Origin of the sequence: Embleya sp. NPDC005971, from assembly GCF_040629175.1 — a bacterium.
Lineage (GTDB): Bacteria > Actinomycetota > Actinomycetes > Streptomycetales > Streptomycetaceae > Embleya.
Genome location: NZ_JBEXUX010000067.1, coordinates 1 through 24,139 on the forward strand (window position 1 = coordinate 1; position 24,139 = coordinate 24,139).

General features: G+C 71.5%; 17 protein-coding genes and 1 pseudogene. 12 read left to right on the forward strand and 6 right to left on the reverse strand.

Annotated features, from left to right (window positions below):
- From ABZ374_RS38870 to ABZ374_RS38885, 4 genes are all read left to right on the forward strand, one after another.
- The coding region (locus ABZ374_RS38870) for an integrase core domain-containing protein (protein WP_360320922.1) at positions 1-300 on the forward strand (300 nt) is incomplete at its 5' end.
- Positions 301-1,071: 771 nt separating this feature from the next.
- Positions 1,072-1,929: a maleylpyruvate isomerase family mycothiol-dependent enzyme gene (locus tag ABZ374_RS38875; RefSeq protein WP_360320925.1), complete on the forward strand. Its 858-nt coding sequence runs from the start codon at positions 1,072-1,074 to the stop codon at positions 1,927-1,929.
- A 1,133-nt stretch (positions 1,930-3,062) separates the two neighbouring features.
- The gene (cofD, locus tag ABZ374_RS38880) at positions 3,063-4,025 is read left to right on the forward strand and encodes a 2-phospho-L-lactate transferase (RefSeq protein ID WP_360320928.1); all 963 of its coding nucleotides are present in this window, start codon (positions 3,063-3,065) and stop codon (positions 4,023-4,025) included.
- On the forward strand, positions 4,025-5,359 hold the full coding sequence (locus tag ABZ374_RS38885) for a coenzyme F420-0:L-glutamate ligase (RefSeq protein ID WP_360320931.1): 1,335 nt from the start codon (positions 4,025-4,027) through the stop codon (positions 5,357-5,359). Before cofD ends, ABZ374_RS38885 begins: the two co-directional genes overlap by 1 nt.
- 429 nt (positions 5,360-5,788) lie before the next feature.
- Here ABZ374_RS38885 and ABZ374_RS38890 read toward each other — a convergent pair.
- Together ABZ374_RS38890 and ABZ374_RS38895 are read right to left on the reverse strand one after the other, a co-directional pair.
- Positions 5,789-6,232, reverse strand: a pseudogene (locus ABZ374_RS38890) (SRPBCC family protein); the annotation flags it as partial.
- Between the two features lie 177 nt (positions 6,233-6,409).
- On the reverse strand, positions 6,410-7,339 hold the full coding sequence (locus ABZ374_RS38895; RefSeq protein ID WP_360320934.1) for a DNA-3-methyladenine glycosylase 2 family protein: 930 nt from the start codon (positions 7,337-7,339) through the stop codon (positions 6,410-6,412).
- Between the two features lie 217 nt (positions 7,340-7,556).
- Between ABZ374_RS38895 and ABZ374_RS38900 the strand changes: the two genes are divergently transcribed.
- A complete protein-coding gene (locus ABZ374_RS38900) occupies positions 7,557-8,564 on the forward strand; it encodes a glycosyltransferase (RefSeq protein WP_360320937.1) in 1,008 nt (335 codons plus the stop codon).
- 22 nt (positions 8,565-8,586) lie between these two features.
- Here the strand turns inward: ABZ374_RS38900 and ABZ374_RS38905 are convergent, their stop codons facing one another.
- Positions 8,587-9,729, reverse strand: a complete 1,143-nt coding sequence (locus ABZ374_RS38905) for a peptidoglycan recognition protein (RefSeq protein ID WP_360320940.1) — start codon at positions 9,727-9,729, stop codon at positions 8,587-8,589.
- Positions 9,730-9,851: 122 nt separating this feature from the next.
- Between ABZ374_RS38905 and ABZ374_RS38910 the strand changes: the two genes are divergently transcribed.
- From ABZ374_RS38910 to ABZ374_RS38935, 6 genes are all read left to right on the forward strand, one after another.
- Positions 9,852-10,604 carry a TIGR03089 family protein gene (locus tag ABZ374_RS38910; protein ID WP_360320943.1) on the forward strand — a complete coding sequence of 251 codons (753 nt, stop codon included), beginning with the start codon at positions 9,852-9,854 and terminating at the stop codon, positions 10,602-10,604.
- A gap of 89 nt (positions 10,605-10,693) precedes the next feature.
- The gene (locus ABZ374_RS38915; RefSeq protein ID WP_360320946.1) at positions 10,694-12,073 is read left to right on the forward strand and encodes an LCP family protein; all 1,380 of its coding nucleotides are present in this window, start codon (positions 10,694-10,696) and stop codon (positions 12,071-12,073) included.
- Between the two features lie 258 nt (positions 12,074-12,331).
- A complete protein-coding gene (locus ABZ374_RS38920; protein ID WP_360320949.1) occupies positions 12,332-14,083 on the forward strand; it encodes an LCP family protein in 1,752 nt (583 codons plus the stop codon).
- A gap of 154 nt (positions 14,084-14,237) precedes the next feature.
- Complete coding sequence (locus ABZ374_RS38925) at positions 14,238-15,740, forward strand: LCP family protein (RefSeq protein ID WP_360320952.1); 1,503 nt, start codon at positions 14,238-14,240, stop codon at positions 15,738-15,740.
- 402 nt (positions 15,741-16,142) lie between these two features.
- The gene (locus ABZ374_RS38930) at positions 16,143-17,933 is read left to right on the forward strand and encodes an LCP family protein (protein WP_360320955.1); all 1,791 of its coding nucleotides are present in this window, start codon (positions 16,143-16,145) and stop codon (positions 17,931-17,933) included.
- A gap of 243 nt (positions 17,934-18,176) precedes the next feature.
- Positions 18,177-18,677, forward strand: a complete 501-nt coding sequence (locus tag ABZ374_RS38935) for a GNAT family N-acetyltransferase (protein ID WP_360320958.1) — start codon at positions 18,177-18,179, stop codon at positions 18,675-18,677.
- Positions 18,678-18,860: 183 nt separating this feature from the next.
- Here ABZ374_RS38935 and ABZ374_RS38940 read toward each other — a convergent pair whose 3' ends face one another.
- From ABZ374_RS38940 to ABZ374_RS38950, 3 genes are all read right to left on the reverse strand, one after another.
- Positions 18,861-19,454 (reverse strand): acyltransferase, encoded by a 594-nt coding sequence (locus tag ABZ374_RS38940; RefSeq protein ID WP_360321042.1) that lies wholly within the window; start codon positions 19,452-19,454, stop codon positions 18,861-18,863.
- A gap of 22 nt (positions 19,455-19,476) precedes the next feature.
- A complete protein-coding gene (locus ABZ374_RS38945; RefSeq protein WP_360320961.1) occupies positions 19,477-21,009 on the reverse strand; it encodes a hypothetical protein in 1,533 nt (510 codons plus the stop codon).
- Between the two features lie 223 nt (positions 21,010-21,232).
- Positions 21,233-22,306 carry a glycosyltransferase family 2 protein gene (locus ABZ374_RS38950; protein WP_360320964.1) on the reverse strand — a complete coding sequence of 358 codons (1,074 nt, stop codon included), beginning with the start codon at positions 22,304-22,306 and terminating at the stop codon, positions 21,233-21,235.
- 261 nt (positions 22,307-22,567) lie between these two features.
- Here ABZ374_RS38950 and ABZ374_RS38955 point away from each other — a divergent pair, with 261 nt between their 5' ends.
- The gene (locus ABZ374_RS38955; protein ID WP_360320967.1) at positions 22,568-24,091 is read left to right on the forward strand and encodes an LCP family protein; all 1,524 of its coding nucleotides are present in this window, start codon (positions 22,568-22,570) and stop codon (positions 24,089-24,091) included.
- The last annotated feature ends 48 nt before the right edge of the window (positions 24,092-24,139 follow it).

Below are 24,139 nucleotides of genomic sequence, written 5' to 3' on the forward strand. Positions count from 1 at the left end.
ATCTTCCACTCGGATCGCGGCTGTCAGTACACAAGTCACGAATTCGCCCGGCCGGCAAGGCAGTTCGGCATCCGGCTGTCGGTCGGTCGGACCGGTGTCTGTTGGGACAACGCACTCGCGGAGTCGTTCTTCTCCACGCTGAAAAGCGACCTGGGAGCAAGGCCGCCCTGGCCGACACGGGCCGCCGCACGCGCCGAGGTATTCGAGTACATCGAGGCCCGGTACAACATCCGCAGGCTGCACAGCAGCCTCGGCTACCGCACACTTGTCGAATACGAAACCGCCCTCGCGGCGGCCTGAACACCACAACAAGGGTGTCCGTCAAAACGGAGCAAGCTCAGGGCCGGGGGCGGCGGGTGGGTGGGGCCGGGTCGGGGCGGTGGCGTTGCTCCGGGCTGCGGGGCTCGTTTGCTTGTTTCGTGCGAGGGGTCGACGGCTGCACCCCCGGCATGGCTACGGGGAACTGGGCGGGTTGGCTGCGGTGTGGAGTGGCTTTTCCCCGGGTCGCCGAGTGTGGCTGCGGCCCGGCGCGTCAGCGCCCACGACCTTGTCGAGACCTCGTGATCGACGCGCGCAGCGCGGAGAGCGGCGGAGCCGCAGAACGTTGACTTCGTGGCCCGGAGCGAAGCGCAGGGACACGAAGTCACGAGCGAGGGGCCACTTTTTTGTGGAGGAGCCTGCGACGGAGCAAAAAAGTGGTGCCTCGCGAGCCGGCGCCGAAGGCGCCCAACAAAAAGCAGCGCTGCATCGCCGAAAGCCGCCCACCCCGCTCACTCAGCTCACGACCCCGGCCCGGGTGTCGGCTCGGGCCCACGACCTGGGCCCACCGACTCGCTCCGCTCACGACCTCACCCCGGGTGTCGGGCCCGGCTTACGTTTCGCACCGGCCCGCTCACTCCGCTCACGACGTCGGGTCGAGTCGGGTGTCGGGCTCGGCTTGCGACCATGACAGTGGCCAGGAGAAACTCCCCGCGTACGGCCGGCTGGAACAGTCGCTCACCGTAGCCGAAAGCCACTGCCACAGTGGGATATTCACTGGTGGAACGGTCACCCGGTCGACAGGATCGGTCCATGAACCCGCAGTCCAATGACGCGCCGAGCTATCCCTGGCTCGGTACCCCGATCGACGCCCGCCCTCTGTTCGCCCCGGAACAGGCCGCACTGACGGCCGCGCTGCGCGGCCTGGCGCCCGCCGACTGGGGCAGGGAGGCGGTGCCGGGGTGGACCGTTCGGGATCTCGCCGCCCACGTCCTGGGCGACTTCTACGGGCGGCTCGCCCGGGACCGCGACGGCCACCGGGACGGTCCCGCCTTCGCACCGGGCGAGGCCCTGGAGGCGTTCATCCACCGCATCAACCAGGAATGGGTCGACGCCCAGCGCCGGGTCAGCCCGGCCGCGCTCACCGACACCATCGACCTGATCGGCGGTCGGACCGCCCGGTTCTTCGAGACCGCCGACCCCGACGCCCCGTCGCTCGGGGTGTCCTGGGCCGGCGTCGATCCGGCACCGATGTGGCTGGACAGCGCCCGCGACTTCACCGAGTTCTGGACCCACCGCCAGCAGATCCGCCACGCCGTCGGCCAGGACACCGACCCCGACCCGCGCCCCCTGGCCGTGGTCCTCGACACCTTCATGCGGGCCCTGCCTCACACTCTGCGCGGGACCGACGCACCGGTCGGCACGCAGGTCCGGGTGCGGATCGACGGCCCGGCCGGCGGCACCTGGACGGCGACGGCCACCGGGAGCAGCTGGTCGCTGGCCGAACCGGACGCCGAACGCCCAACCGCACTCGTCGAACTGGACGCGGAGACCGCATGGCGCCTGTGCACCCGCGGCATCCAGCCCGACGCCGCCCTGGCCGGCGCCCGCATCATCGGAGACCGCGAACTGGCCGAGGCGGCCTGCCGGATTCTGTCGATCGTCTACTGACCTTACCGATTCCGCTTGCCGAGGTGGCCCTACCGACCGGCTCTGCGAACAGTTACGCACGGCAACATCGGCGGCCGGTTGCTTCCCCAGCAACCGGCCGCCGTTGGGGAATTCGAACTGGCCACCAACACACGACCACCGCCCACCGGCTCGCCGCGCCCGAGATCTCACGTCGCGTATCGGTCTCAGCCCGCGACCGAGGTCCACCCTCGCTCCGCTCACGACTTCGCCCCGGGTCTCGGGCCCAGCTTGCGTTTCGCGCCGGCCCGCTCGCCGCGATCACGACCTCGGCTCAGGCTTCGGGCTTCGGGCTTCGGGCTTGCCATGCGACCTGGGCCCGGCCCGCTCCGCCCACTACCCGGGTCGGGCGTCGGGCCCGGCTTGCGACCGGGGCCCACCGACTCGCTCCGCTCGCGATCTCGGCTCGGGTGTCGGATTGGGCTCGCGCTTCGCGCCGGCCCGCTCGCTCCGCATACGACCTCGCCCCAGGTATCAGGCCACGACCTCGGCTCGGGCATCGGGCTGCCGTCCCTGGCCCCCTCCGCTCGCGACTTCGGGGGTGTCGGGCCCGGCCCACGACCACCACCCACCCGCTCGCTCCGCTCGCGATCTCACGTCGGTATCGGGCCCAGCCCACGACCGCCTACGCGCTCGCCGCGCCCCCGACCTCACCTCGGGCATCGAGCCCGGCCCGCGACCCAAACAAAGCGGGCTCGCCGTACTCGCGACTCAGGCCGGTCGTGCTCGCCGCACTCATGACTCCGACCAGGCCCTGCCGGCCGCCCTCACGACTCGGATCGGTGAACTCACCGCGCCCGCGCCCCCGGCGAAGCGAGCCCGCCGCGCACCTCCCGGGTCGGGGGGCCCGCCGCCCCCGCGACTTGGGTACGCCGTGCCGCTGTGCCCGCGACCCAGGCGGAGCCGCCGCCCTGGGCGAAGCGATCCCGCCACACCCCCGACCGGTGAAGCACGCTCACTCCCCGAGTCGAATGGGCTCGCCGCCCTCGCGACCCCGTCCAGGCCGCCCCCACGATCCACCCAAGCCGAACCCGCCGCGCTCGGTGCGTCCCCGTCCGCCCCCGACCGAGGTGCCGGCCCGCACCTGCTCGTCGGGGTCCTGCGAGACTGATGTCATGCGCATCGTTGTACTTGCCGGCGGCATCGGTGGGGCCCGGTTCTTGCGGGGCCTCAAGGCGGCCGTTCCGGAAGCGGAGATCACCGTCGTCGGCAACACCGGGGACGACATCCACCTGTTCGGGCTCAAGGTGTGCCCGGACCTCGACACCGTCATGTACACGCTCGGCGACGGCATCAACGAGGAGCAGGGCTGGGGCCGCCGCGAGGAGTCCTGGAGCATTCGCGAGGAAATGGCCGCCTACGGTGTCGAACCGACCTGGTTCGGACTGGGCGACCGGGACTACGCGACGCACATCGTGCGGACCCAGATGCTCGGCGCCGGCTACCCGTTGTCGGCGGTCACCGAGGCGCTGTGCGCACGGTGGCGGCCCGGCGTGCGACTCGTCCCGATGAGCGACGATCGGGTGGAGACGCACGTGGTGATCGACGACCCCGACAAGCCCGGGTCGCGCAAGGCGATCCACTTCCAGGAGTACTGGGTGCGACTTCGCGCCGCGCCGACCGCGCACGCGATCGTGCCGGTGGGCATCGAGACGGCCAAGCCCGCGCCCGGGGTCCTGGAGGCCATCGCCGAGGCCGACCTGATCCTGTTCCCGCCGTCCAATCCCGTGGTCAGCATCGGCACCATCCTGGGCGTGCCCGGGATCCGGGAGGCGCTGGTGGCCGCGCCGGCGCCGGTGATCGGGTTGTCGCCGATCATCGGCGGCGCGCCCGTACGCGGGATGGCCGACCGGGTCCTGGAGGCGGTCGGCGTCGAGACCGGCGCCGCGGCCGTCGCCCAGCACTACGGGCCGGGCCTGCTGGACGGCTGGCTGGTGGACACCGCGGACGCGGACGCCGTGCTCGCCGTCGAGGCGGCCGGCATCCCGTGCCGGGCCATCCCCCTGTTGATGACCGACGTCGAGGCGACCGCCGAGATGGCCCGCGCCGCGCTCGCGCTCGCGGACGAGGTGCGCTGATGGGCGCCCCGCCCCGCGGCTATTCGGTGTTCGGGGTGAGCGGGCTGCCCGAGATCGGCGAGGGTGCCGATCTGGGCCGGCTGATCGCGGACGCGGCGACGGGCCCGGACGGGCCCGGCCTGCTCGACGGCGATGTGCTCGTGGTGACCTCGAAGATCCTCAGCAAGGCCGAGGGCCGGTTGTTGCGCGGGGTCGATCGGGAGAAGGTGATCGACGCCGAGGCGGTCCGCGTGGTCGCGCGCAAGGGCCCCACCCGGATCGTGCAGACCCGGCACGGATTCGTGATGGCCGCGGCGGGCGTGGACGCCTCCAACACCCAGCCCGGCACCCTGCTGCTGCTCCCGGAGGACTCGGACGCCTCCGCCCGCCGGCTGCGCGCGGCGCTGGCCGAGCGGACCGGGGTCCGGGTGGGCATCGTCGTGTCGGACACGTTCGGCCGGCCCTGGCGGACCGGGGTCACCGACGTGGCGATCGGCGTGGCGGGCCTGGACGCGGTGGACGACCACCGGGGCCGGATCGACACGCACGGCAACGAACTCGCGGTCACCGTCACCGCGGTGGTGGACGAACTCGCGAGCGCGGCCGAGCTGGTCAAGGGCAAGGCGGGCGCCGTCCCGGTGGCGATCGTGCGCGGCCTGGGGCACTTGGTCACCGATGCGGACGGCGCCGGCGTGCGTCCGCTGGTGCGCGGCGCCGAGGACGACATGTTCCGGCTCGGCACCCGGGAGGCGCTCGGCGAGGGCGCCCGGAACGCGATCACCGCGCGTCGCACGGTACGCGCGTTCACCGAGGAGCCGGTGGATCCGGACGCGGTGCGCCGCGCGGTGACCGCCGCGATCACCGCGCCGGCCCCGCACCACACCGTGCCGTGGCGATTCGTGCTCCTGGAGAGCGCGCCGGCCCGGATCGCGCTGCTGGACGCGATGCGCGACGCGTGGGTGGCGGATCTGCGGGCGGACGGGTTGAGCGAGGAGCGGATCACCCGCCGGATCGGGCGCGGCGACGTGTTGCGCGCCGCGCCGTACCTGGTGGTGCCGTGCCTGGTCACCGACGGTGCGCACACCTACCCGGACGCGGTGCGGGCGCGCGCCGAGCGGGAGATGTTCACGGTCGCGGCGGGCGCCGCCGTACAGAACCTGCTGATCGCGCTGACCGCGGAGGGCCTGGGGTCCGCGTGGGTGTCGTCGACGATGTTCTGTCCCGACGTGGTGCGCGCCACGCTCGCGCTGCCCGCGGGCTGGGACCCGATGGGTGCCGTCGCGGTGGGCCGACCGGCCGAGCCGCCTCGGGACCGCCCGGCTCGCTCGGCGGACGACGTGATCGTGGTGCGCTGAGCGGCACGCTCAAGCAATCCGAGCAACCCGAGCAATCCGAAGTCCAAGCACCCGAACGACCCGAGCAACCCGAACCACGCCGGCAACCCACAACCCGAAGGGTGGGCGCGTCATCGCGATCGCGATGACGCGCCCACCCTTTCGTGCACGGTCTCTGCCGCTTGGCGCTGCCGGCCCGGATTCGGCGGGCTCCCACCGCTGCCGACGTCGGGTCGTCAGCGATGTCCGGCCGATGTCCGGGGGCGTCGCGCCGCGTCAGTGGCCACCCGCCCAGGTCCCGCCGACGCTCGGCGGTGCCTGCGGGCGCGGCGGCGGGATGTGTCCGCCGCCGGGCGCTCCGGTACGACCGGGAGTCGGCGACATACCGGGGCTGTCATAGGGCGGAGGCGCGTTCTGCGGCCGGCCGGAGCCGGGGCTGCCGGGGGGCTCTACCTCGCCGCGCCAGGCACCGGTCTCGTGCCCGCGTTCCTCCACGAACACCTTGAAGTGTTCGAGGTCGCCCTTGGTCCTACCACGCACGAAGCCGAGCTTGTCCCCCACCGTCTCGACCAGGCCGTCGGGGTCGAACTCCATCTGGAGCATCACCCTGGTGTGCACGTCGTCGAGCCGATGGAAGGTCACCACACCCGCCTGGTGCGGGCCGTCCACGGTCTTCCACGCGACCCGCTCGTCGGGCCGCTGTTCGGTGATCTCGGCGTCGAACTCCCGGGACACACCGGCGATTCGGGTGACCCAGTGGGTATGTGTCGGATCGATCTGGTCGATCCGCTCGACCCCGCTCATGAAGCTCGGGAACTCGCGGAACTGGGTCCACTGGTTGTACGCGGTGCGGACCGGCACGTCCACGTCGATCGAGTGCTGGACGGTCGTCACGAGCACTTCCTCCTCGTTCTCGGTGTCGGTTCCGGGCTGCGATGCAACAACAGCCAAGTCCTTCACCCAAACGGCTGCCCGAGGCCCCCGGGGGCAAACGTGGTGTCCTTCGGGCCAGGCGCCGCCGGCACCGCACCCCGCGCGCCACACCCCGCACCCCCGGTCACGACACCGCCGTCACAACGCCTTTCCGACGAAGTGCCCCCGCGGCGCATACCGCGGCGCACGGCGCGGCACCTTCACCCCCGACATGCGGATCAACAACGCGGCCCGATGCCGGTGTCCCGGGTAGCCGGCCAGCAATTCGAGCATCCCGGCGTCGTCGACCGCGTGTCCGGCCAGCGCGTAGCCGATCGTCTTGGGCAGATGCAGGTCGCCCACCGACAACGCGTCCGCGTCGCCGTGCGAACGCTGCATCGTCTCGGCGGCCGTCCAGATCCCGATCCCGGGCACCAGTCGCAGCAGCCGCGCCGCCTCGGGGTGGGCCACGCCCGTGGTCGCCTCCAGCCGGCCGGCCACCCGGACCGCCTCGATCACGGTGCGCGAACGGCGCCCGTCCACGCCGGCCCGCGCCCAGTCCCAGGACGGGATCATCGCCCAGGTACGGGCATCGGGCACCACCCGCAGGCCCGTCGGCGCGGGCCCCGGCGCCGCCTCGCCGTACTTGCCCAGCAGCAGCCGATAGGCCCGGCGCGCCTCGATCGTGGTGACCTTCTGCTCCAGGATCGAGGGCACCAACGCGGTCACGACCAGCGTCGTGCGCGGCATCCGCAGGCCCGCGAACCGGCGTTCGGCGTCCCGGACGATCGTGTGCCGGGCGACGAAGGCGTCCGGGTCGTCCTCGGCGCCGAGCAGGGCCGGCAGCGCGTCGAGTTGCCATTCGGCGCCCGGTCCCCACGCGCTCGCCTCGATCTCGCCGGTCGCGGGACGGTCGATCAGCCGCAGCGTGCACGGTCCGTTCGGGGTGCGCGAGGTCCGCCACACCGAGCCGTCGGTGCCCGCGTGGTGGGTGGGGTCGCTGTGGCCGCGGCGCAGTTGACCTACGGTGAGCCGGAGGTCGAGCGGGAAACCGGGACGCCACACACGATGGAGGGCACTGGGGTGCAACGGGCTCTCCTCGCGATCCGGGTTCGGACCGCCACGGTACCTTCCCGGTTTTGCCCCGATGTGCGCAGAGCAGACTTCACCTATGCGGGTGATGGCGTTCGGCACGTATGACACGACCGTCCACCCCCGGGTGGGAATCCTCATCGAGGGCTTGCGGCGCCACGGTATCGAGGTGGTGACCTGCAACGTTCCCCTCGGACACATGGATGCCGGGCCGATGGTCCCACCACCGTCGGCCCATCCGGGGATCCCCCGCCAGCGGATCCGGCACGCGCGGTGCATTGCCGAGCTGGTCGCCAAGGCCCGCCGCGCGCCGCGGCCGGACGTGGTGATCGTCGGCTATCAGGGCCGGCTCGACATCCAGATCGCCCGCCGGTTGTTTCCCGGCACCCCGCTCGTGCTCGACCACCTGGAGAGCGTGGACGACGTGGCCGATCGGCTCGGCCAGGCGGCGCAGGCCGAGCTGCGCAAGGTCGACCGGATCGAGCAGGCCGCGATCGCGGCGGCCCGACTGGTGCTCGTGGACACCGAGGAGCATCGTCGGGTGCTCACCCCGGGGCATCGCGATCGGGCGGTGGTGGTGCCGATCGGGGCGGCACCGGCGTGGTTCGACGCGGGTCGCCCGGGCGCCGATCCGGGCCCGGTGTCGGTCGAGGCGGACTTCCGGCCCGGCGAGGATCTGCGGGTGATCTCGTTCGGGTTGTACTCGCCGGTGCAGGGTGCGCCGGTGATCGGTGCCGCGCTGAGTCGGCTGGAGGGCTATCCGATCGCGGTGACGATGATCGGTCGGGGCCTACAGGCGCAGCGCACTCGGGACCTGGTCGGCCCGGACGCGCCGCGGGTGACCTGGCGGACCTGGGTGCCGGAGGCCGAACTGCCGCATCTGGTCGCGGCGCACGACGTGTGCCTGGGTGTGTTCGGCACCGGCGCCAAGGCGTTGCGGCTGGTGCCGAACAAGGTCTTCCAGGGCGCTGCGGCGGGGTGCGCGGTGCTCACCTCGGACACCGCGCCGCAGCGCCGACTGTTCGGGCCGGCCGGGTTGTTCGTGCCGGCGGGCGATTCGGACGCGTTGGCCGACGCGCTGCGCCGGTTGGCCCAACACCCGGCCGAGGTGGCCCGGTTGCGCGCCGCGACGGTCGCGCTCGCGCGCGAGCGGTTCGTCCCCGAGGCGGTGGTGGCGCCGCTGGTGGAGCGGCTCGGGGAGATCGTCGGCAAGCGGGCCTGAGCGGCCGGCCCCGAAGCCGCGTTCAGCCCACGCGCAGCGCCACGTCGGTGCGGATCGCGGGCAGTTGGTCGTAGAGCGCCTGACCGGGGCACTCGGTGTTGAACGCGTCCCGGTGGCCGGAGATCACGTCGAACGAGTGGGTGCTGCCCTTGGGGTAGCGGCTGCCGCTGTCCGACGAGGTCAGGGTGACCTTGCCCTTGGGGTCGCGGTCGTGCAGGCCGAGTTTCCAGGCCAGCACCCGGGAGATGGAGATCAGCATCGGTGCGGGCGGCGCGGTGGTGGTGTAGGTGCCCATGGCGGCGACGCCCGTGCTGTCGGTGTTGAACCCGAGGGTGTGGGCGCCCAGGACCGGTTTGTCGGTGCCGCCGGCGCGCCCCTCGAAGATCGTGCCGCACTTGTCCACCAGGAAGTTGTAGCCCACGTCGGCCCAGCCGTTGGTCTTCACGTGGTAGCGGTAGATCGACCGGAGCACCTTGGCCGAGTCACTGCACGGGAAGTCGTTGCCGTCGGCGGTGTGGTGCACGAAGGCGGCCCGAACCGTGTTCGTGTACTTGAACTTCGCGTCCCGCAGCGATTCGTCGGCGCCCCAGTCGCTGCGGGCCACGATCGCCGGTTTGTCGGCGTGGCCCTTGACCGTGCGGCCGTCGGTGAGGTCGGGCAGGGTCGGGCGGGCCGGCATCCGGTCCAGGATCGAGTCGCCGGGGTCGACCAGTTCGGCCCGCAGGTCCTTGGGCGGTGCGCCGGTCAGGACGCCGACGCGCACCTGGACGCCGTTGGATCGGCCCGCCCAGAACGGCTCGGTGCCGCCGCGCCCGCCGCCCTCGGCGTCGCCGGTGCCGTGGCCGCCGGCGTGCAGTTCGTGCCACGGGCTCCACACGCCGCCGGTGCGGGTGCGCACGTGTACCGCGACCCGCTCGCCCGCGCCCGGGTCGGCCCAGGTGACGCCGAGCAACGAGTAAGCGGGGGTAGCGCGTTCGGCCGTCAACACCTCGGTCCGGCCCACGCTCGGCGCGGCGGCGTCCGGTTCCTGTTCGATCCCGGTCAGCGGGAGGGTCACGGTCGAACCGGGGGTGCCGGGTGGCCGGGAGTCGGCCTGCGCGGGCGCTCCGGCGAGCACCGCGGGTACGGCGAGCGCGGCGATCGACAACGCGATTCTGGTGTACACGGGCAGGCCCCTCCGTCGTGGGTCGAGCTCTACCGGTTCCCGCATGGCACTGAATGCCGTACCAAATATGACAATTGCACCCATTTGCGCCATCGATTCATCGAGCTGGGTAGGCTGATCTCATGCCCAGCACCCCGGTCGATCAGTTGCGCACCACGCTCGCCGCCGACTCCGCGCGGCCGTTCACCACCTTCTACGACGACGCCACCGGCGAGCGAGTCGAGCTCTCCGTCGCGACGTTCGACAACTGGGTCGCCAAGACCGCGAACCTGCTGCGCGACGACCTCGCGGTGGAGCCGGGCGCGCGCGTCTCGTTGCTGTTGCCCGTGCACTGGCAGACCCAGGTGTGGCTGCTCGCGGCCTGGTCGCTGGGCCTGGTGGTGAGCTTCGACGGGGATCCCGCCGACGCCGACGTGGTGGTGTCCGGCCCGGACACCCTCGACCGCGCCGCGACCTGCCCGGGCGAGCGGGTCGCCTTGGCGCTGCGGCCGATGGGCGGACGCTTTCCCACGCCGCCGGCCGGCTTCCTGGACTACGCGGCCGAAGTGGCCGGGCACGGCGATCGGTTCGTCGCCGAGGGTCCGGTGCCCGCGGGTGCCGCCGCGTTGGTCGAGGCCGGCCGCGAGTGGACGGCCGGCGAGCTGGCCGAAGCGGGCGAGGCCGCCGCGCGCGAGTGGCGGCTGGTCCCCGGCGATCGCCTGCTCACCTCGTTGAGCTTCGCCCGAACGGGTGGATTGCGGGCGGGCGTTCTCGCGCCGCTGGCCGCGTCCGTACCGGTCGTCGTATGCCGTCACCTGGATGAATCCCTGCTGGAGCGGCGGATCGAGGCCGAGCGGGTCACGCGTGCCGTCACCCGTTCCGCCGAGCAGGCATGACAAGACGGGTCGAGCTGCGCTTTCGTGGCCCAGACCGCCCGTAGTGCCGTGCCCGGCGGTCCCTCAGCAGGCGGGGAGGCGTGGGGTTCATGGATGCGTGGGATCACCTGTACCGGTCCGAGGACGCGGCCGAGCCCGCCGCCGCGCCCGAGGCGCCGCCCCCGACCCCCGAGCCCGGGGCGGCCGCACCGGTCGAATCCGGCGCCGGCCGGGCCGCCGCGCGCCGCGCCCGCAAGAAGCGCAACCGGCGGCGCAAGGTGTTCCTGCCGATCGGCGTCGGCATCTCGCTGATCCTGCTCACCGGCGTATCCGCCGCCTACGTCGCGTACCAGCGGCTCAACGGCAACCTCGAGACCGACGCGGTGGACGGCAAGCTCAACGCCGACCGCCCGGAGGTGGGCGGCAACGGCAAGGGCAAGCCGCTGAATCTGCTGATCATCGGCTCGGACTCACGGGCGGGCGAGAATCGCGCCCTGGGCGGCGGCGGGGACAACGGCGAGCGCTCGGACACCACGTTGTTCGTGCACCTGTCCTCGGACCGCGAGCACGCGGTGGTCATGAGCATCCCGCGCGACCTGCTGGTCACCGTCCCCTCGTGCGTGACCCGGGACGGCGCGCGCTCCGCCGAGCAGCGCGGGGTGATGTTCAATGCGGCCTTCGAGCTCGGCGGCGCCGCGTGTACGCGCAACACCGTCGAGAAGATCACCGACATGCGCGTGGACCACCACATCATCGTGGACTTCTCCGGCTTCAAGGGCATGGTCGACGCGGTGGGCGGCGTGGAGATCTGCCTGCCCAGGAACGTGCAGGACCACGAGGGCAACATCTCGTTGTCCGCCGGCCGACGCAAGGTGCACGGCCGGGAGGCACTGGACTACGTCCGACTGCGGCACGACGTCGGGCTCGGCGGGGACGGCAGCGATCTGGGTCGGATCAAGCGGCAACAGGCTTTCGTGGCCTCGCTCGCCAAGCAGATCCGCAGCGGCGACACGCTCTCCAGCCCGTCCCGGCTGTTCGCCCTGGCCGACGCGCTGACCAAGTCGATCCGGGCCGACGAGGGCCTGGACTCGGTGTCGGCCCTGGTCGACCTCGCGCGCGGGATGCGGGACTTGGAGACCCGGGACATCACCTTCGCCCACGTCCCGGTGTACAACCCGCCCGAGGACAACAACCGGGTCGCCCTGATCCAGCCGGACGCCCGGCACCTGTTCGACGCGATCAACCACGACGAGCCCTTGGACGGTCGGCGCAGACCGGACGCGGCGGCGGGCAGGCCGGGTGAGGCGCCGTCGGTCGAGGCCGCGCCCGGCGCGTCCGCGGGGCACGGCCGGCGACCGGGCGGAGCCGCCCCGGCGGCCGGGGTGCACGTCGCCGGCGCCACCGGCACCGGCACGCCGTCCGATTCGGCGAAGGCACCGGTCCGGGCCGACACCCGCAACGCGGATCAGGACATCTGCAAGGCGAACTGACGCTCCATCACCCCATTCGTCCGCAGACGCCCACCTGCACGGCGCCGGATACGGTGGCGCACGGTAGCGTGCTCGCCGATACGCGGGCCGCTCCGGTGTGACGTGCGGCTTCTTCAACCAGTGACCTGCGTCACAGGGGGAAGGGCGCACGCAACTCGGGGAACCGGCAGCACGTCTATCACTAGCAACGGCCGCTCCACGCGCGGTTCGTCGCTCTTGATCGGCGTTGGGCGCCCTGGGGAAAGAAGCAGACACGACGTGAGTGACAGCGAACGGGCCGGCAAGCAGGCCGAACCCGGTCGGGACACGAGCCCGGAAACGGCGCCCGAGGCTTCGACCGAACCCGAGATATCGACTCCGCCGAGCACGGCGGACGAGCCGGGCGCGCAGGCCGAGTCGAGTGCGCCGGCGGTCGGCGAGCCGGCCGAGGCGGGCACGCGAACCGAGCCGGCGCCGGTCGAGGCGGACACGCCGGCCGAGCCTGGCGCACGAGTCGAGCCCAGTGGTGCGCCCGCCGCCACCGAGTCGGGCGCGCCGAACGCGCAGGCCGAGCCGAGTGCGCCCGCCGAGGCGACGCCCGCCGCGGCCGCCACCGAGGAGCCGCTCGCCGCCGCCGTCGCCGCGATGGCCGCCGCCGGCGAGGCCGGGGCGCCGGACCGACTCTCCCGGCGGGATCGACGCAGGCGGGTGTACAAGCGGGTCCTGATCGGCGTCACGGTCACCGTGGCGCTGTGCCTGGTGGCCGGCAGCATCGCGGTCTACGCGATCTACCGCAAGCTCGACGGCAACATCACCACCGAGGACCTGACCGCCAAGCTGGGCCCGGAGCAGGAACGCCCGCAGGTCGTCGCGCACGACGCGACGAACATCCTGCTGATGGGCTCGGACGACCGCAGCGGCGACAACAAGCAGTACGGCGACATCGGCGAGGGCACCAAGCGCTCGGACACCACGATCCTGTTGCACCTGGCCGCCGACCGGAAGAGCTCGGTCGCGGTCAGCATTCCGCGCGACCTGATGGTCGACATCCCCTCGTGCGTGCGCCAGGACGGCAGCAAGTCGCGGGCGTACCGCGACCAGTTCAACCACGCGTTCGAGATCGGCGGCGCGGCCTGCACGATCAAGACCATCGAACAGATGACCAAGGTCCGCGTGGATCACCACATCGTGATCGACTTCTCCGGCTTCAAGGAGATGGTCAACGCGGTGGACGGCGTCGAGGTGTGCCTGAGTCGGCCGATGCGGGACACCGCCGCCAAGCTCGACCTGCCCGCGGGCAAGCACCGACTCGACGGCGAGCAGGCGCTCGGCTACGTCCGCGCCCGCAAGAACGTCGACGACGGCAGCGACACCCAGCGGATGACTCGCCAGCAGCGTTTTCTGGCCGCGCTCGTTAAGAAGGTCAAGGTCGGCGACATGCTGACCCAGCCGTGGAAGTTGTACGACCTCCTCGACGCCGGAACCCGGTCGATCACCGCCGACCCGGGACTGAGCTCGCTTAGGGATCTGATGGACCTGTCCGACAGCGTCAAGGGGATTCCGAACGACAAGTTCGCGTTCCTGACCGTGCCGCGGCAGCCTTATCGGCTCGACCGCGACCGGGACGAACTGGTCCAGCCCCAGGCCGACCGGCTGTTCGACGCGATCCGGCTGGACCGGATCGCGGTCGGCGCGGCCGTGACCGGCAAGGACGACAACGGGTTCGAGAACAACGGCGAGGTGCGGATCGAGCAGTCGGCGACGCCGAAGCCGTCCACCCGCACCACCATCGACGAGGACGGCAACCGGGTCACGGTCACGCCGACCGCGCCGGGTACCGGCGGCACCGGGAAGGGGACCGGCACCCGCTCACCCGCGGGCACCGGAGCCCCGGGCTCGTCGGCTTCCACGGCCGACCCCACATCCACCAGCGGCGGCACCTCGTCGGCCGAGCCGACGTCGGCCGCGGACACGGGCGCGATCGTCACCGTATCGGGACGAACGGCGGAACAGGACGTGTGCGCGGGCTGATTGCATCGATACCGCACAGGGGAGCCGGGTCGCCGCGGATCGGCGGTGACCCGGCACGTTGCCGGAGGGGATTCGTCACATGGGCACGGACGCGGATACGGAGGTCGGGGAGGCTGCGGCACCCGACCGGCGGGGCACGCGCAGAAAGAGCACCGTGAAGAAGCGCCTCAAATGGATCGCGATCTCCGTGGTCGGCATCCTGGTGATCCTGGCCGGCAGCGCGTACGGGTACATCCGGTACCTGAACGGGAAGCTGCACCACAGCCAGATCACCGCCGACAAGAACAACCGACCACCGGCGGCGGCGAAGGACGAGCAGGGCCGAAGTCCGATGAACATCCTGCTGATCGGCAACGACAGCCGGATCGGCGAGGGGCGGCGCTACGGCGCGGAGGGGCACGAGGGGCTCGCCGACGTGGCGATCCTGATGCACCTGTCCGCCGACCGCTCCAACGCCACACTGGTGAACATCCCGCGCGACACGATGGTCGACATCCCGCGCTGCGAGATCGGCAAGGGCAAGGACAAGAAGGTCACCGAGGCCCGGTTCGGCCAGTTCAACGACAGCTTCCGCAGCATCGGCGCGTCCTGCACGGTCGCCACCGTGGACCGCATGCTCCAGGTCCGGATCGACCACTACATCGAGGTCGATTTCAAGGGTGTCCGTGATCTGACCGAAGCGGTCGGCGGGGTGCCGATCTGCCTCGACTCGCCGATCCACGACCCCGTCCTGGGCAACTCGCAAGGCGGTACCGGACTGGAACTCCCGGCCGGCCCGAACACCCTGAGCGGCGACAACGCGCTGCAATTCCTGCGCGCCCGGCACGCGTTCGGAGACGGCAGCGACCTGGCCCGGATCGAGGCGCAGAAGGTCTTCCTGATGTCGCTGGCGCGCGAGCTCAAGAGCAACGCGAAACTGAGCAACGTGGACGGCCTGTTCAAGATCGCGAACAGCGCGGTGAGCGCGCTCACGGTCGACAACGACCTGGCCGGCGTGGACAGGCTGATCGATCTGGCCGACGAGATCAAGAAGGTGCCGGAGAAGCGGATGGCGTTCACCACGCTGCCGACCGAGACCTACCGTCCGGCCCCGGACCAGGTCCAGCCCAGGCGGCCCGCGGCGGACGACCTGTGGGCCACCGTCCGGGCCGACCGGCCGTTGACCAAGGGCGACGGCACGACCGATCCGCCGCCCGCGCCGGTGACCACGACGCCGCCTCCGCCGCCGGCCACGATCGCGCCCGGCGACGCGGCCCGGATCAGGGTGACGGTGGACACCGGGACCGCGAAGAAGCGCATCACCCCGACGGTGGAGACCCTCAAGCGGCTGGGTTTCAAGGCCACTTCGGGTACCACGATGCCGGACGGCCGGGAACACGCCAACAGCCGGATCACCTACCCCGACGGCAGTCGGGATCAGGCCAAGGCGATCGCGACCGCGCTGGGCGTGCCGGAGACCGCCCTGGAGGTGGCCAGGCCCGGCGACACCACGATCAAGCTGTTGATCGGGGCGGATCTCCCGGATCCGGGCACCGGCGACCCGACGAGTTCGGCCACCGGTGGCCCCGGCCGTACGCCGGAACCGCCCAAGGCCGCCGACCTGAACCTGGAGACGGCCGACAACACCAAGTGCGCCTCGCCGCGCAAGAAGCAATAGAGCTCACAGGCACGTTCGCAGACACGTTCGAGGGGGTCGCGGTGGGAAGCACACAAATGCGTCCGCCCGTGACCCCCATCGATCGAACAACGATCGACCGATACCGAATCAGGAACGATCGATGAAGGGTTTTATCCCTTTTCCGACGATCCGAGTGTCAGGACTTCGCAGTCTCTGTGACCATGGCGAGATCTCGCCGGTTATGGTGGCTGCTTCCAAACCGACCATCACGTATCACCGTCGGGTTCCGTACGGATGCCTCCGGGACCCCGGTGTCGCCCTTGAGGGACCGAGCACAGCCGGGGGGGCAGTGCGGCGGATACAGCCGGAGGGAATCTCGGCGTGAACAGAGGGAACGGGCCGCACCGTGGCGCGCCCGGGGACAACGATCCCCTGGGCGGCATGGACGACGCGGACGTCGCGGACATGTGGGTGATGAACCCGGACACCGGCAGCTTCGAGCTGCGGGCGCCGGGCGGCCCCGGTGCCGCCGGTGCCGGTGCCGGTGCCGGCAGCGGGTCCGCCGGTGCTCCCGGCAAGGACGACTCCGGTGCCGCGCGGCCGCGCTCGCGGGCGGCGAATCCCGAGGGCCGGCGCCCGTCCGCGGTGGCGGCGGCGTCCGGTCGGGAAGCCGACGAGGACCCACCCCGGCGCCGCGAACGCGCGGGCAACGCCCCCGCCGGACGCGCGGCGACCCGCAGCGGCGCGCGCGGCGAGGGACCGCCGAAGAGCAAGGTCAAGCGGCGGCTCAAGTGGATCGCCATCTCGGTGGTCGGCATCATCGTGGTCCTGGCCGGCAGCGCGTACGGGTACATCAAGTACCTCGACAGCAAAATAACCACCACCGCGAAGAACGCGGGCAGCGAGGGTGTCCCCAAGACCGAGGAGGACGCGTTCGGGCGCAAGCCGCTGAACATCGTGCTGATCGGCAACGACAGCCGTAAGGGCCTCGGCAAGAAGTACGGCGCGGCCGAGCACACCGAGGGCTTGGCCGACGTCACGATCCTGATGCACGTCTCGGCCGACCGCAGCAACGCGACCCTGGTCAGCATCCCGCGCGACACCATGGTGCAGATACCCAAGTGCGTCGTGGACGGCAAGACCTACCCGGCGTCCAACGGCCCGCAGTCGTTCAACGAGAGCCTGGCCAACGGCGGTCCGCCGTGCACGGTGTCCACGGTCGACAAGATGCTCGGGGTCCAGGTGGACCACTACATCATGATCGACTTCACCGGCGTGAAGAAGATGACCGACGCGGTCGACGGCGTGGACATGTGCATCTCGGAGCCGATCAACGACCCGGTGCTGCCCAACCAGCAGGGCGGCACCGACCTCAAGCTCGACGCGGGCGACCAGAACCTCAGCGGCGAGACGGCCCTGAAGTTCCTGCGCGCGCGGCACGCCTTCGGCGACGGCAGCGACCTGGCCCGGATCAAGGCGCAGAAGGCGTTCCTGATGGCGCTCACCCGCAAGCTGAAGAACAGCGCGTCGCTGACCAACGTCGAAGGCATGTTCAAGCTCGCCAACATCGCGGTGGAGTCGCTGACGGTGGACAACGGCCTCGGCGGCGTGGACAAGCTGATCTCGCTGGGCAACCAGTTGAAGAAGGTCCCCGAGAAGCGGATGGCGTTCACCACGCTGCCGATCGAGGAATACCCGCCGATGGCCAAGTCGAAGGTGCAGCCCAAGCAGCCCGAGGCGAACAACCTGATGGCGATGTTGCGCAACGACACGCCCGTCACCAAGGACGACAAGCCCGCGACCGAGCAGCCGGCGACGTCGCCGACCCCCGACGTGCCGAAGATCGACCCGGCCACGGTCAAGGTCGACGTCCGCAACGGCAGCGGCGTCAACAAGCGCGCCAACGAGGTCGCGGCGGACCTGGTCGGACGCAAGTTCGTCGCGGTCCCGTCGGGCAACGCCAGGGACGGCAAGATCCACCCGACGAGCACGATCACCTATCCCAAGGGCCGCCTGGACGCCGCGAAGGCACTGGCCGCCGCGACCGGACTGGGCGACGGCGCGCTGGTCGAGAGCACCTCCACGACGCTGACCCGCTTCGAGGTCCTGATCGGCAAGGACTTCCCCGCCACGCCACCGCCGGCGGCGGGGACCCCACCGACCGACCCCCCGAAGAACATCGACCTGGAGACGGCGGACAAGAACGTCTGCGCACCGAAGAAGAACAAGTAGCCACCGCCCACCACGGCCGCCCGTCCCTTCCGAACGAGGAGGGGGCGGGCGGCCGTTGGCGATCACGGGACGGCACCCGGGCCGGGGCGGGCGCTCGCGCGGGAGTGGGCGCCGCGCGGCCGCCCGGGTGGGCGCCGTCGCGGTGACGACGGGCGCGGCACCCGGGGCGCCGTCCGGGTGCCGAGGGCACGGCGCGCGCCAATGCGTTTGACGGCGGTCGCCGAAGCCGGACAGGCTCCCGGTGTGGACAACGCACGGGTGCAACTGCGCCGCCTGGACGAAGACTTGCTGACCGCCCTCCTGGACGCCGCGGTGGCCGACGCCGATCCGACGGAGGTGATGCCTCCCGTACCCGGCCCACCCGGCTGGACCGCCGACCGCCGCGCCGCCTTCCTGGCCTTCCATCACGAATGGGCCGCCACCCCCACCACCTACGCGATCCTGGTCGCCGGCCACGTGGTCGGCGCGGCCCGCCTGCAACCCGCGCCCGAGGCCCCGGACGACGCCCTGGAAACCGGCCTGTGGATCGGCCGCTCCCACCGCGGCCGAGGCGTCGGCCACGCCGTCCTCGCGCTCCTGCGCACCGAGGCGAAATCCCAGGGCGCCACCCGCATCGTGGCCACCACCACCGAAGCCAACACCGCCGCCCGACGCCTCCTCACCACGGCCGGCGCCGACCTCCGTCCGCGTACGACCCCCACCCCGAACGGCGACACCGTCGAAGCCACCCTCCCCCTGGACTGAGCCACAACCGCCGGCCACTACGGAGCCGGTCGGCGCACCTCCGGGGACGGATCCCCGGAACCCGGCGCGCGTGCTCGGCGCGACGCACGGCCCCGGTCGCCGGTACTGCCCGGTCGTTTCGGCGCACGGCGCATGTCGTGGAGTTGCTCGTGGCGTAGGGAGTTGCTCGCGGAACCTGCGGGACTAGCCGTTCGCCGGTGACGTCAGGGTCAGTTCGCCGTTGTGTTCCGTGTAGATTTCGGCGGTTTTCGGGCAGCGCCAGGTGCTGTCACCGGCCGGGGTCAGGGGGACGCCGGCGCGACCCACCCACTTGACGCGGCGGGCCGGGACGCCGGCCATCAGGGCGTGGTCGGGGACGTCGCGGTGGACCACCGCGCCGGCCGCGATCAGGGCCCAGCGGCCGATCGTGACGCCCGCGACGATCACGCTGCGGGCGCCCACCGCGGCTCCCCGGCGGACCGTCACGCCCTGGGCGTCCCAGTCCTGTTCGCCCTTGAGCAGGCCCTCGGGAGTGACCGCACGCGGGTACATGTCGTTGGTCAGCACGACCGCCGGGCCGATGAAGACGCCGTCCTCCAGGACCGCCGGTTCGTAGACCAGCGCATGGTTTTGCACCTTGACGTTCGCGCCGATCCGGACCGCGGGCCCGATGTAGGCGCCCCGGCCGATCACGCAGTTCGCGCCGAGGACCGCATCCTCCCTGATCTGGGCGAGGTGCCACACTCGGGTGCCCTCGCCGATGATCGCCGACTCGTCCACATCCGCGCTCGGGTCGATAGCCACCCCCGAACGCTAGTGCTCACTCGGCCGCCACGCCCAGGAAATCGGCGAGGACGCGGGCCGAGCGCCGCCCGTCGTGATGCTCGGCGACGTACGCCGGGCCGCGCGCGGCCAGTTCGCGGGCCGCCGCCGGTTCGGCGACCACCTCCTCCAGCACCTCGGCCAGCGAGTTCGGGTCCGCGCCGCGGATCGGCAGGTCGGCCGGCAGGTGTTCGGTCGCCGACTCGTGCAGGTAACAGATCGTCAGCCGACCCGCCGCCAGCGCCTGACACGACGTCAGGCCATAGGAACCACACGCGAACTGGTCGAGCACGATGTCGGCATCGGCGAACAGCGCCGGGAGTTCGGCGGCCGGTCGATTCAGGATGCGGCGGTACTCGATCAGACCGATCTCGTGCAGTCGGTACAGGGTCGGTTCGATCCGCGCGGTGCCGTGCAGGAACGGACTGGTCATCACGTGCACCACGACCGGGCGTTCGCGAGCCAGCACCGGCTTTTCGGTCCGCCAGGTCGAAGGATCGAGCGCGGCCGGCAGCCACACCGCGTCCGGCACGTCCGCGATCAGGTCGGGCGTGGCCACGAAGGTCGGTACGTCCAGGCCGCGCAGGATCGGCAACAACCGGTCCACCTTGCCCTGCAACGCGTGGGTCAGTTCGTAACGCGGGTCGAACGGCGAGAACTCCACCCGGGCCCGATGCGCCGCCGGATCGCGTGCCTCCGAGCCGTACAACACCAGCCCGAGCGCGATCCCGGCCGCCCGCAGTTCGGCCAGGTCGGTGTCCACCCACGAGCCGCCGAGCCGGCCGAACGCGGGCATCCCGCCCTCCGCCAACACGTGCGTGTAGCGATCCAGCACCCGGGCCAGCCGCCCCAACTGCCAGCGGGTGGACAGCCAGTCGTCGGTGGCGATCGCCTGGTCACTGGGATGACCGAGGGTGTTCGCCGAACTGAGCGCGGACGACTCGGCCCGCACCCCCGGCAGGTGTCGCTCGACCGCGCGGGCCCACGCGTGCCCCTGCCCGGCGGTGTTGGTCGGGCCGATCCCCAGCACCGGCGAGGACGTGGGCACCGGCTCGGCGTCGGCCGCGAACGCGCGCACGTACGGCTCGTACGCCTGCGCACAGCGCCGCGCCCACGCCTCCGCGTCCCGTTCGGCCTCCGCGCGGTGGGTGCGCCGGACCGCCTCCAGATCGCGCTGGGCCATGATCCGCCGCAGCCCCTTGAGTACTCCGCCGCCGTCGAGCGCCTCGACCGCGGCCCGCGCGGCGGCCAGCCGGGCGGTGCGTTCCGGGTCGACCGGCACCCGCAGGGAGCGCACCACGCCGGTCTCGGTGACCTCGACCGAGGTGGTCACCGCGACGGTCTCGGCGGGGGTGACCCGCAATACGTAGGCACCCTCGACCGGGTCGTTCGGATACTCCTCACCCACCTCCGTGTGGGTGACGACGAGCCGCCGCAACCGCTCCGGCGGGGTGAAACCGCCATCCTCCGCAGCCTGCCGGGCGTCCGGGATCGCCACTCCCGCGGCCACAGCCGAGTCACTCTCGCTCATCGCCGTCGTCTCCCAAGGCCGTGCCGACTGTTCACAGACTGTCACCGGGGACGAGCGGTGACCAGGGCGGCCACGTTACTTGGCTTTACCGAAAGCACCCGGTTTCCGACCGGGAAGACGGCGCGTCGGGCCGAGCGGGTGGCCCGCGACCCCCCCGTACACGCACGTCGGCCCGAGTCGCACACCCTGGCGACTCGGGCCGACACGGCACTGCACAGGCGGACTAGCCGAGTTCCTCCTCGGCCTGCGCGGTCCCCGCCTCGACCCGATCGGCCAGGCTCTTGGGACTGGTCAGGAAGCCCGCGCCCCAGGATCCGTGCATCGTGGCGAGCACGCCCGGCAGCCGAACCAGCGCGCCCGGGCTCAGGTCGCGGCCCTCCCACGCGGCGCCGGCCAGGATGCCCGCCGCGTACCCGCCCGGCACCAGCCAGCCGACCTTGCGTCCGGACAGGCCCACCACGGTACCGGCGGCCACCGCCGCGAGCGCGGCCGGCGGAGCCAGGTAGCGCAGGTTCACCGAGCCCTGGTGGTGCCGGGAGACGACCCGACGCCACCGGCCGTAGTTGAAGTACTGCTTGGCCAGCGCCTTGGTGGTCGGCCGAGGCCGGTAGGAGACCTCCAGCTCGGGCGAGAACCAGATCAGGTAACCGGCTTCGCGGATCCGGTAGTTCAGCTCCCAGTCCTGGGCCCGCTCGAACTCCTCGTTGTAGCCGCCCAACTCCTCCAACACCTCGCGCCGGAACACGCCGAGGTAGACGGTGTCGGAGGGCCCCGCGCCGCCGCCGGTGTGGAAACGCGCGTTGCCGACGCCCAACTTGGAGGTCATCGCGCGCGCGACGGCCTCCTCGTACGGGGTGGTGCCCTCGGCGTGCATCAGCCCGCCGACGTTGGCCGCACCGGTCTCCGCGAGCAGCCGGACGGCAGTGGAGATGTACCGGGCGGGCAGGATGCCGTGGCCGTCCACCCGCACGATCACGGGGTGCCGCGACGCGCGGATCGCCGCGTTGAGCGCGCTGGGGGTACGACCGGTGGGATTGGGGACGGTACGCACTCGGGAATCGTTGGCGACCAGCCGGGCGGCGATCTCGTCGGTGTCGTCCGTGGACGGTCCGAGCGCGATCACCACTTCGATCTCGCCGGGGTAGTCCTGGGCGAGCACACGACCGACGGCCTCTTCGAGGTGTCGGGACTCGTTGAGCACCGGCATGATCACGGAGACGGGCGGTTTTTCGGGAAGCGGCTCCGCTCGGCGAACCGGAGGTTCGTGGGTGGCGGGCTCGTCGGCAGTGGGATTCATCGCTTCGGAGCGTACTGCGAACGACCCCGACGACCGACATCGACCGAGCGGGAGAGCACCCGGACCCCTCGGCGTGCCGCGGCCGTTCCCGCTCGATCCCGCTTTACGGTGGTTCGACGCGCAGCACCGCAACCGTGGTCGGCCGTACAGGCGTCCTTCGGGTGTACACGGGTACGGATGAACATCCGCACGACGCGCGCCGGGAGGGTGCGCAGCCGACGGCGGGACGAGATCGGTCCGCGAGGAGGGAAACCGCACCCCATGGCGACCACCGGCGGACGACCCTCGGCGAGAATCGCGAACGGCGACCGGAACGGCCGCAATGTCGGCCGCAATTGGTTCGTGTTGATCACCGGCGTGCTGGCGGCGGCGATCCTGGCGACCAGCGGCATCGGCTGGGCCTGGGTCAAGCACTTCGACGGGAAGATCCAGCGGATACAGCCGTTCAAGGGCCTGGACAACCGCCCGGACACCGGATCCGGCAGCGACCTCAACTTCCTGATCGTGGGCTCGGACAACCGTGCCGGCATCTCCAAGGACACCCTCCAGAGGCTGCACGCCGGCGGCGAATCCTGCGACTGCACCGACACGGTGATGATCGTCCACCTCAACGGCAAGCGGGACCGCGCGACCATCACCAGCCTGCCTCGGGACAGTTATGTGGAGTTCCCGGCGCACAAGGACAAGACCACCGGCGAGCAACGCGGTCCCTCCAGAGGCAAGATCAACGCCGCGTACACGCTCGGTGGCCCGCCGTTGACGGTGGCCACCGTGGAGAAGGCGACCGGGATCCGGATCGACCACTACATCGAGGTCAACTTCGTCTCCTTCGTCTCCGTCGTGGACACCCTCGGCGGCATCGAGATGTGCACGCCCAAGCCGCTGCGCGACCCCAAGTCCGGCCTCGACCTGCCTGCGGGCACCAGCAAGCTGGACGGCGTCAAGGCCCTGCAGTTCGTCCGCGCCCGGTACATCGCCAGTGATCCGACCGGCGACATCGGCCGTACCCAGCGCCAGCAGAAGTTCATGACGCAGGTGCTCGCCAAGGCGACTTCCTCCGGCACGCTGACCAACCCGATCAAGCTCAAGAACGTGCTGGACGCGGTGCTCGGCTCGATCAAGGTGGACGAGGGCATGAGCCCGCAGTCCTTCCTGGATCTGGGCAGCAAGCTGCGGAACCTGTCCAACTCCGGGGTCACCTACGCCCAGGTGCCGCTCAAGAGCATCGACCACCAGGTCCCGGACTGGGGCTCGACGGTGTTGTGGGACGACGTGAAGGCGGCGGGCCTGTTCAAGGCGATCCGCGAGGACAAGGACCTGATCGCGCCGTCGCCGGACAAGACGAACACGCCGGGCCCGACCAACGCGCCCGCGCCCTCCCCGGTATCGGTCGAGGTGGCGCCCGGCGACATCTCGCTGCAGGTGTACAACGGCGCGCCGAGCACGGGCCTGGGCACACGCGCGCACGAGGAGCTCAAGGGCCTCGGCTTCGCGATGGCCGGCCCGCCGCGGACCTCGACCTCGACCGACGGCGTGCGCACGATCATCCGGTACGACCCCAAGTGGAACCGCTCGGTCAAGACCGTGCAGGCCGCGTTGCCGGGCGCGACCCTGGAGCCGGTCACCGGCCTGGGCCGCACGATCGAGGTGATCGCGGGTTCGTCGTACGCGGGGGCGACTCCGGTGCGCGTCGGTGGGGCGTCCGCCGAGCAGCCGTCCGTCGGCGTCACGCCGAATCCGGCATACTCCGCCAAATCCGGCGACGAGGTCTCATGTAAGAAGTGAGCATCAACTGTGGAACAGATGGTCGATGAGGTCGACATTCGGTTGCCT

Coding starts and splice junctions, on each gene's coding strand:
- ABZ374_RS38875 (WP_360320925.1), top strand. CDS start 1,072: ATGAACCCGCAGTCCAATGACGCGCCGAGCTATCCCTGGCTCGGTACC.
- cofD (WP_360320928.1), top strand. CDS start 3,063: ATGCGCATCGTTGTACTTGCCGGCGGCATCGGTGGGGCCCGGTTCTTG.
- ABZ374_RS38885 (WP_360320931.1), top strand. CDS start 4,025: ATGGGCGCCCCGCCCCGCGGCTATTCGGTGTTCGGGGTGAGCGGGCTG.
- ABZ374_RS38900 (WP_360320937.1), top strand. CDS start 7,557: ATGGTCCCACCACCGTCGGCCCATCCGGGGATCCCCCGCCAGCGGATC.
- ABZ374_RS38910 (WP_360320943.1), top strand. CDS start 9,852: ATGCCCAGCACCCCGGTCGATCAGTTGCGCACCACGCTCGCCGCCGAC.
- ABZ374_RS38915 (WP_360320946.1), top strand. CDS start 10,694: ATGGATGCGTGGGATCACCTGTACCGGTCCGAGGACGCGGCCGAGCCC.
- ABZ374_RS38930 (WP_360320955.1), top strand. CDS start 16,143: ATGGACGACGCGGACGTCGCGGACATGTGGGTGATGAACCCGGACACC.
- ABZ374_RS38945 (WP_360320961.1), bottom strand. CDS start 21,009: ATGAGCGAGAGTGACTCGGCTGTGGCCGCGGGAGTGGCGATCCCGGAC.
- ABZ374_RS38950 (WP_360320964.1), bottom strand. CDS start 22,306: ATGAATCCCACTGCCGACGAGCCCGCCACCCACGAACCTCCGGTTCGC.
- ABZ374_RS38955 (WP_360320967.1), top strand. CDS start 22,568: ATGGCGACCACCGGCGGACGACCCTCGGCGAGAATCGCGAACGGCGAC.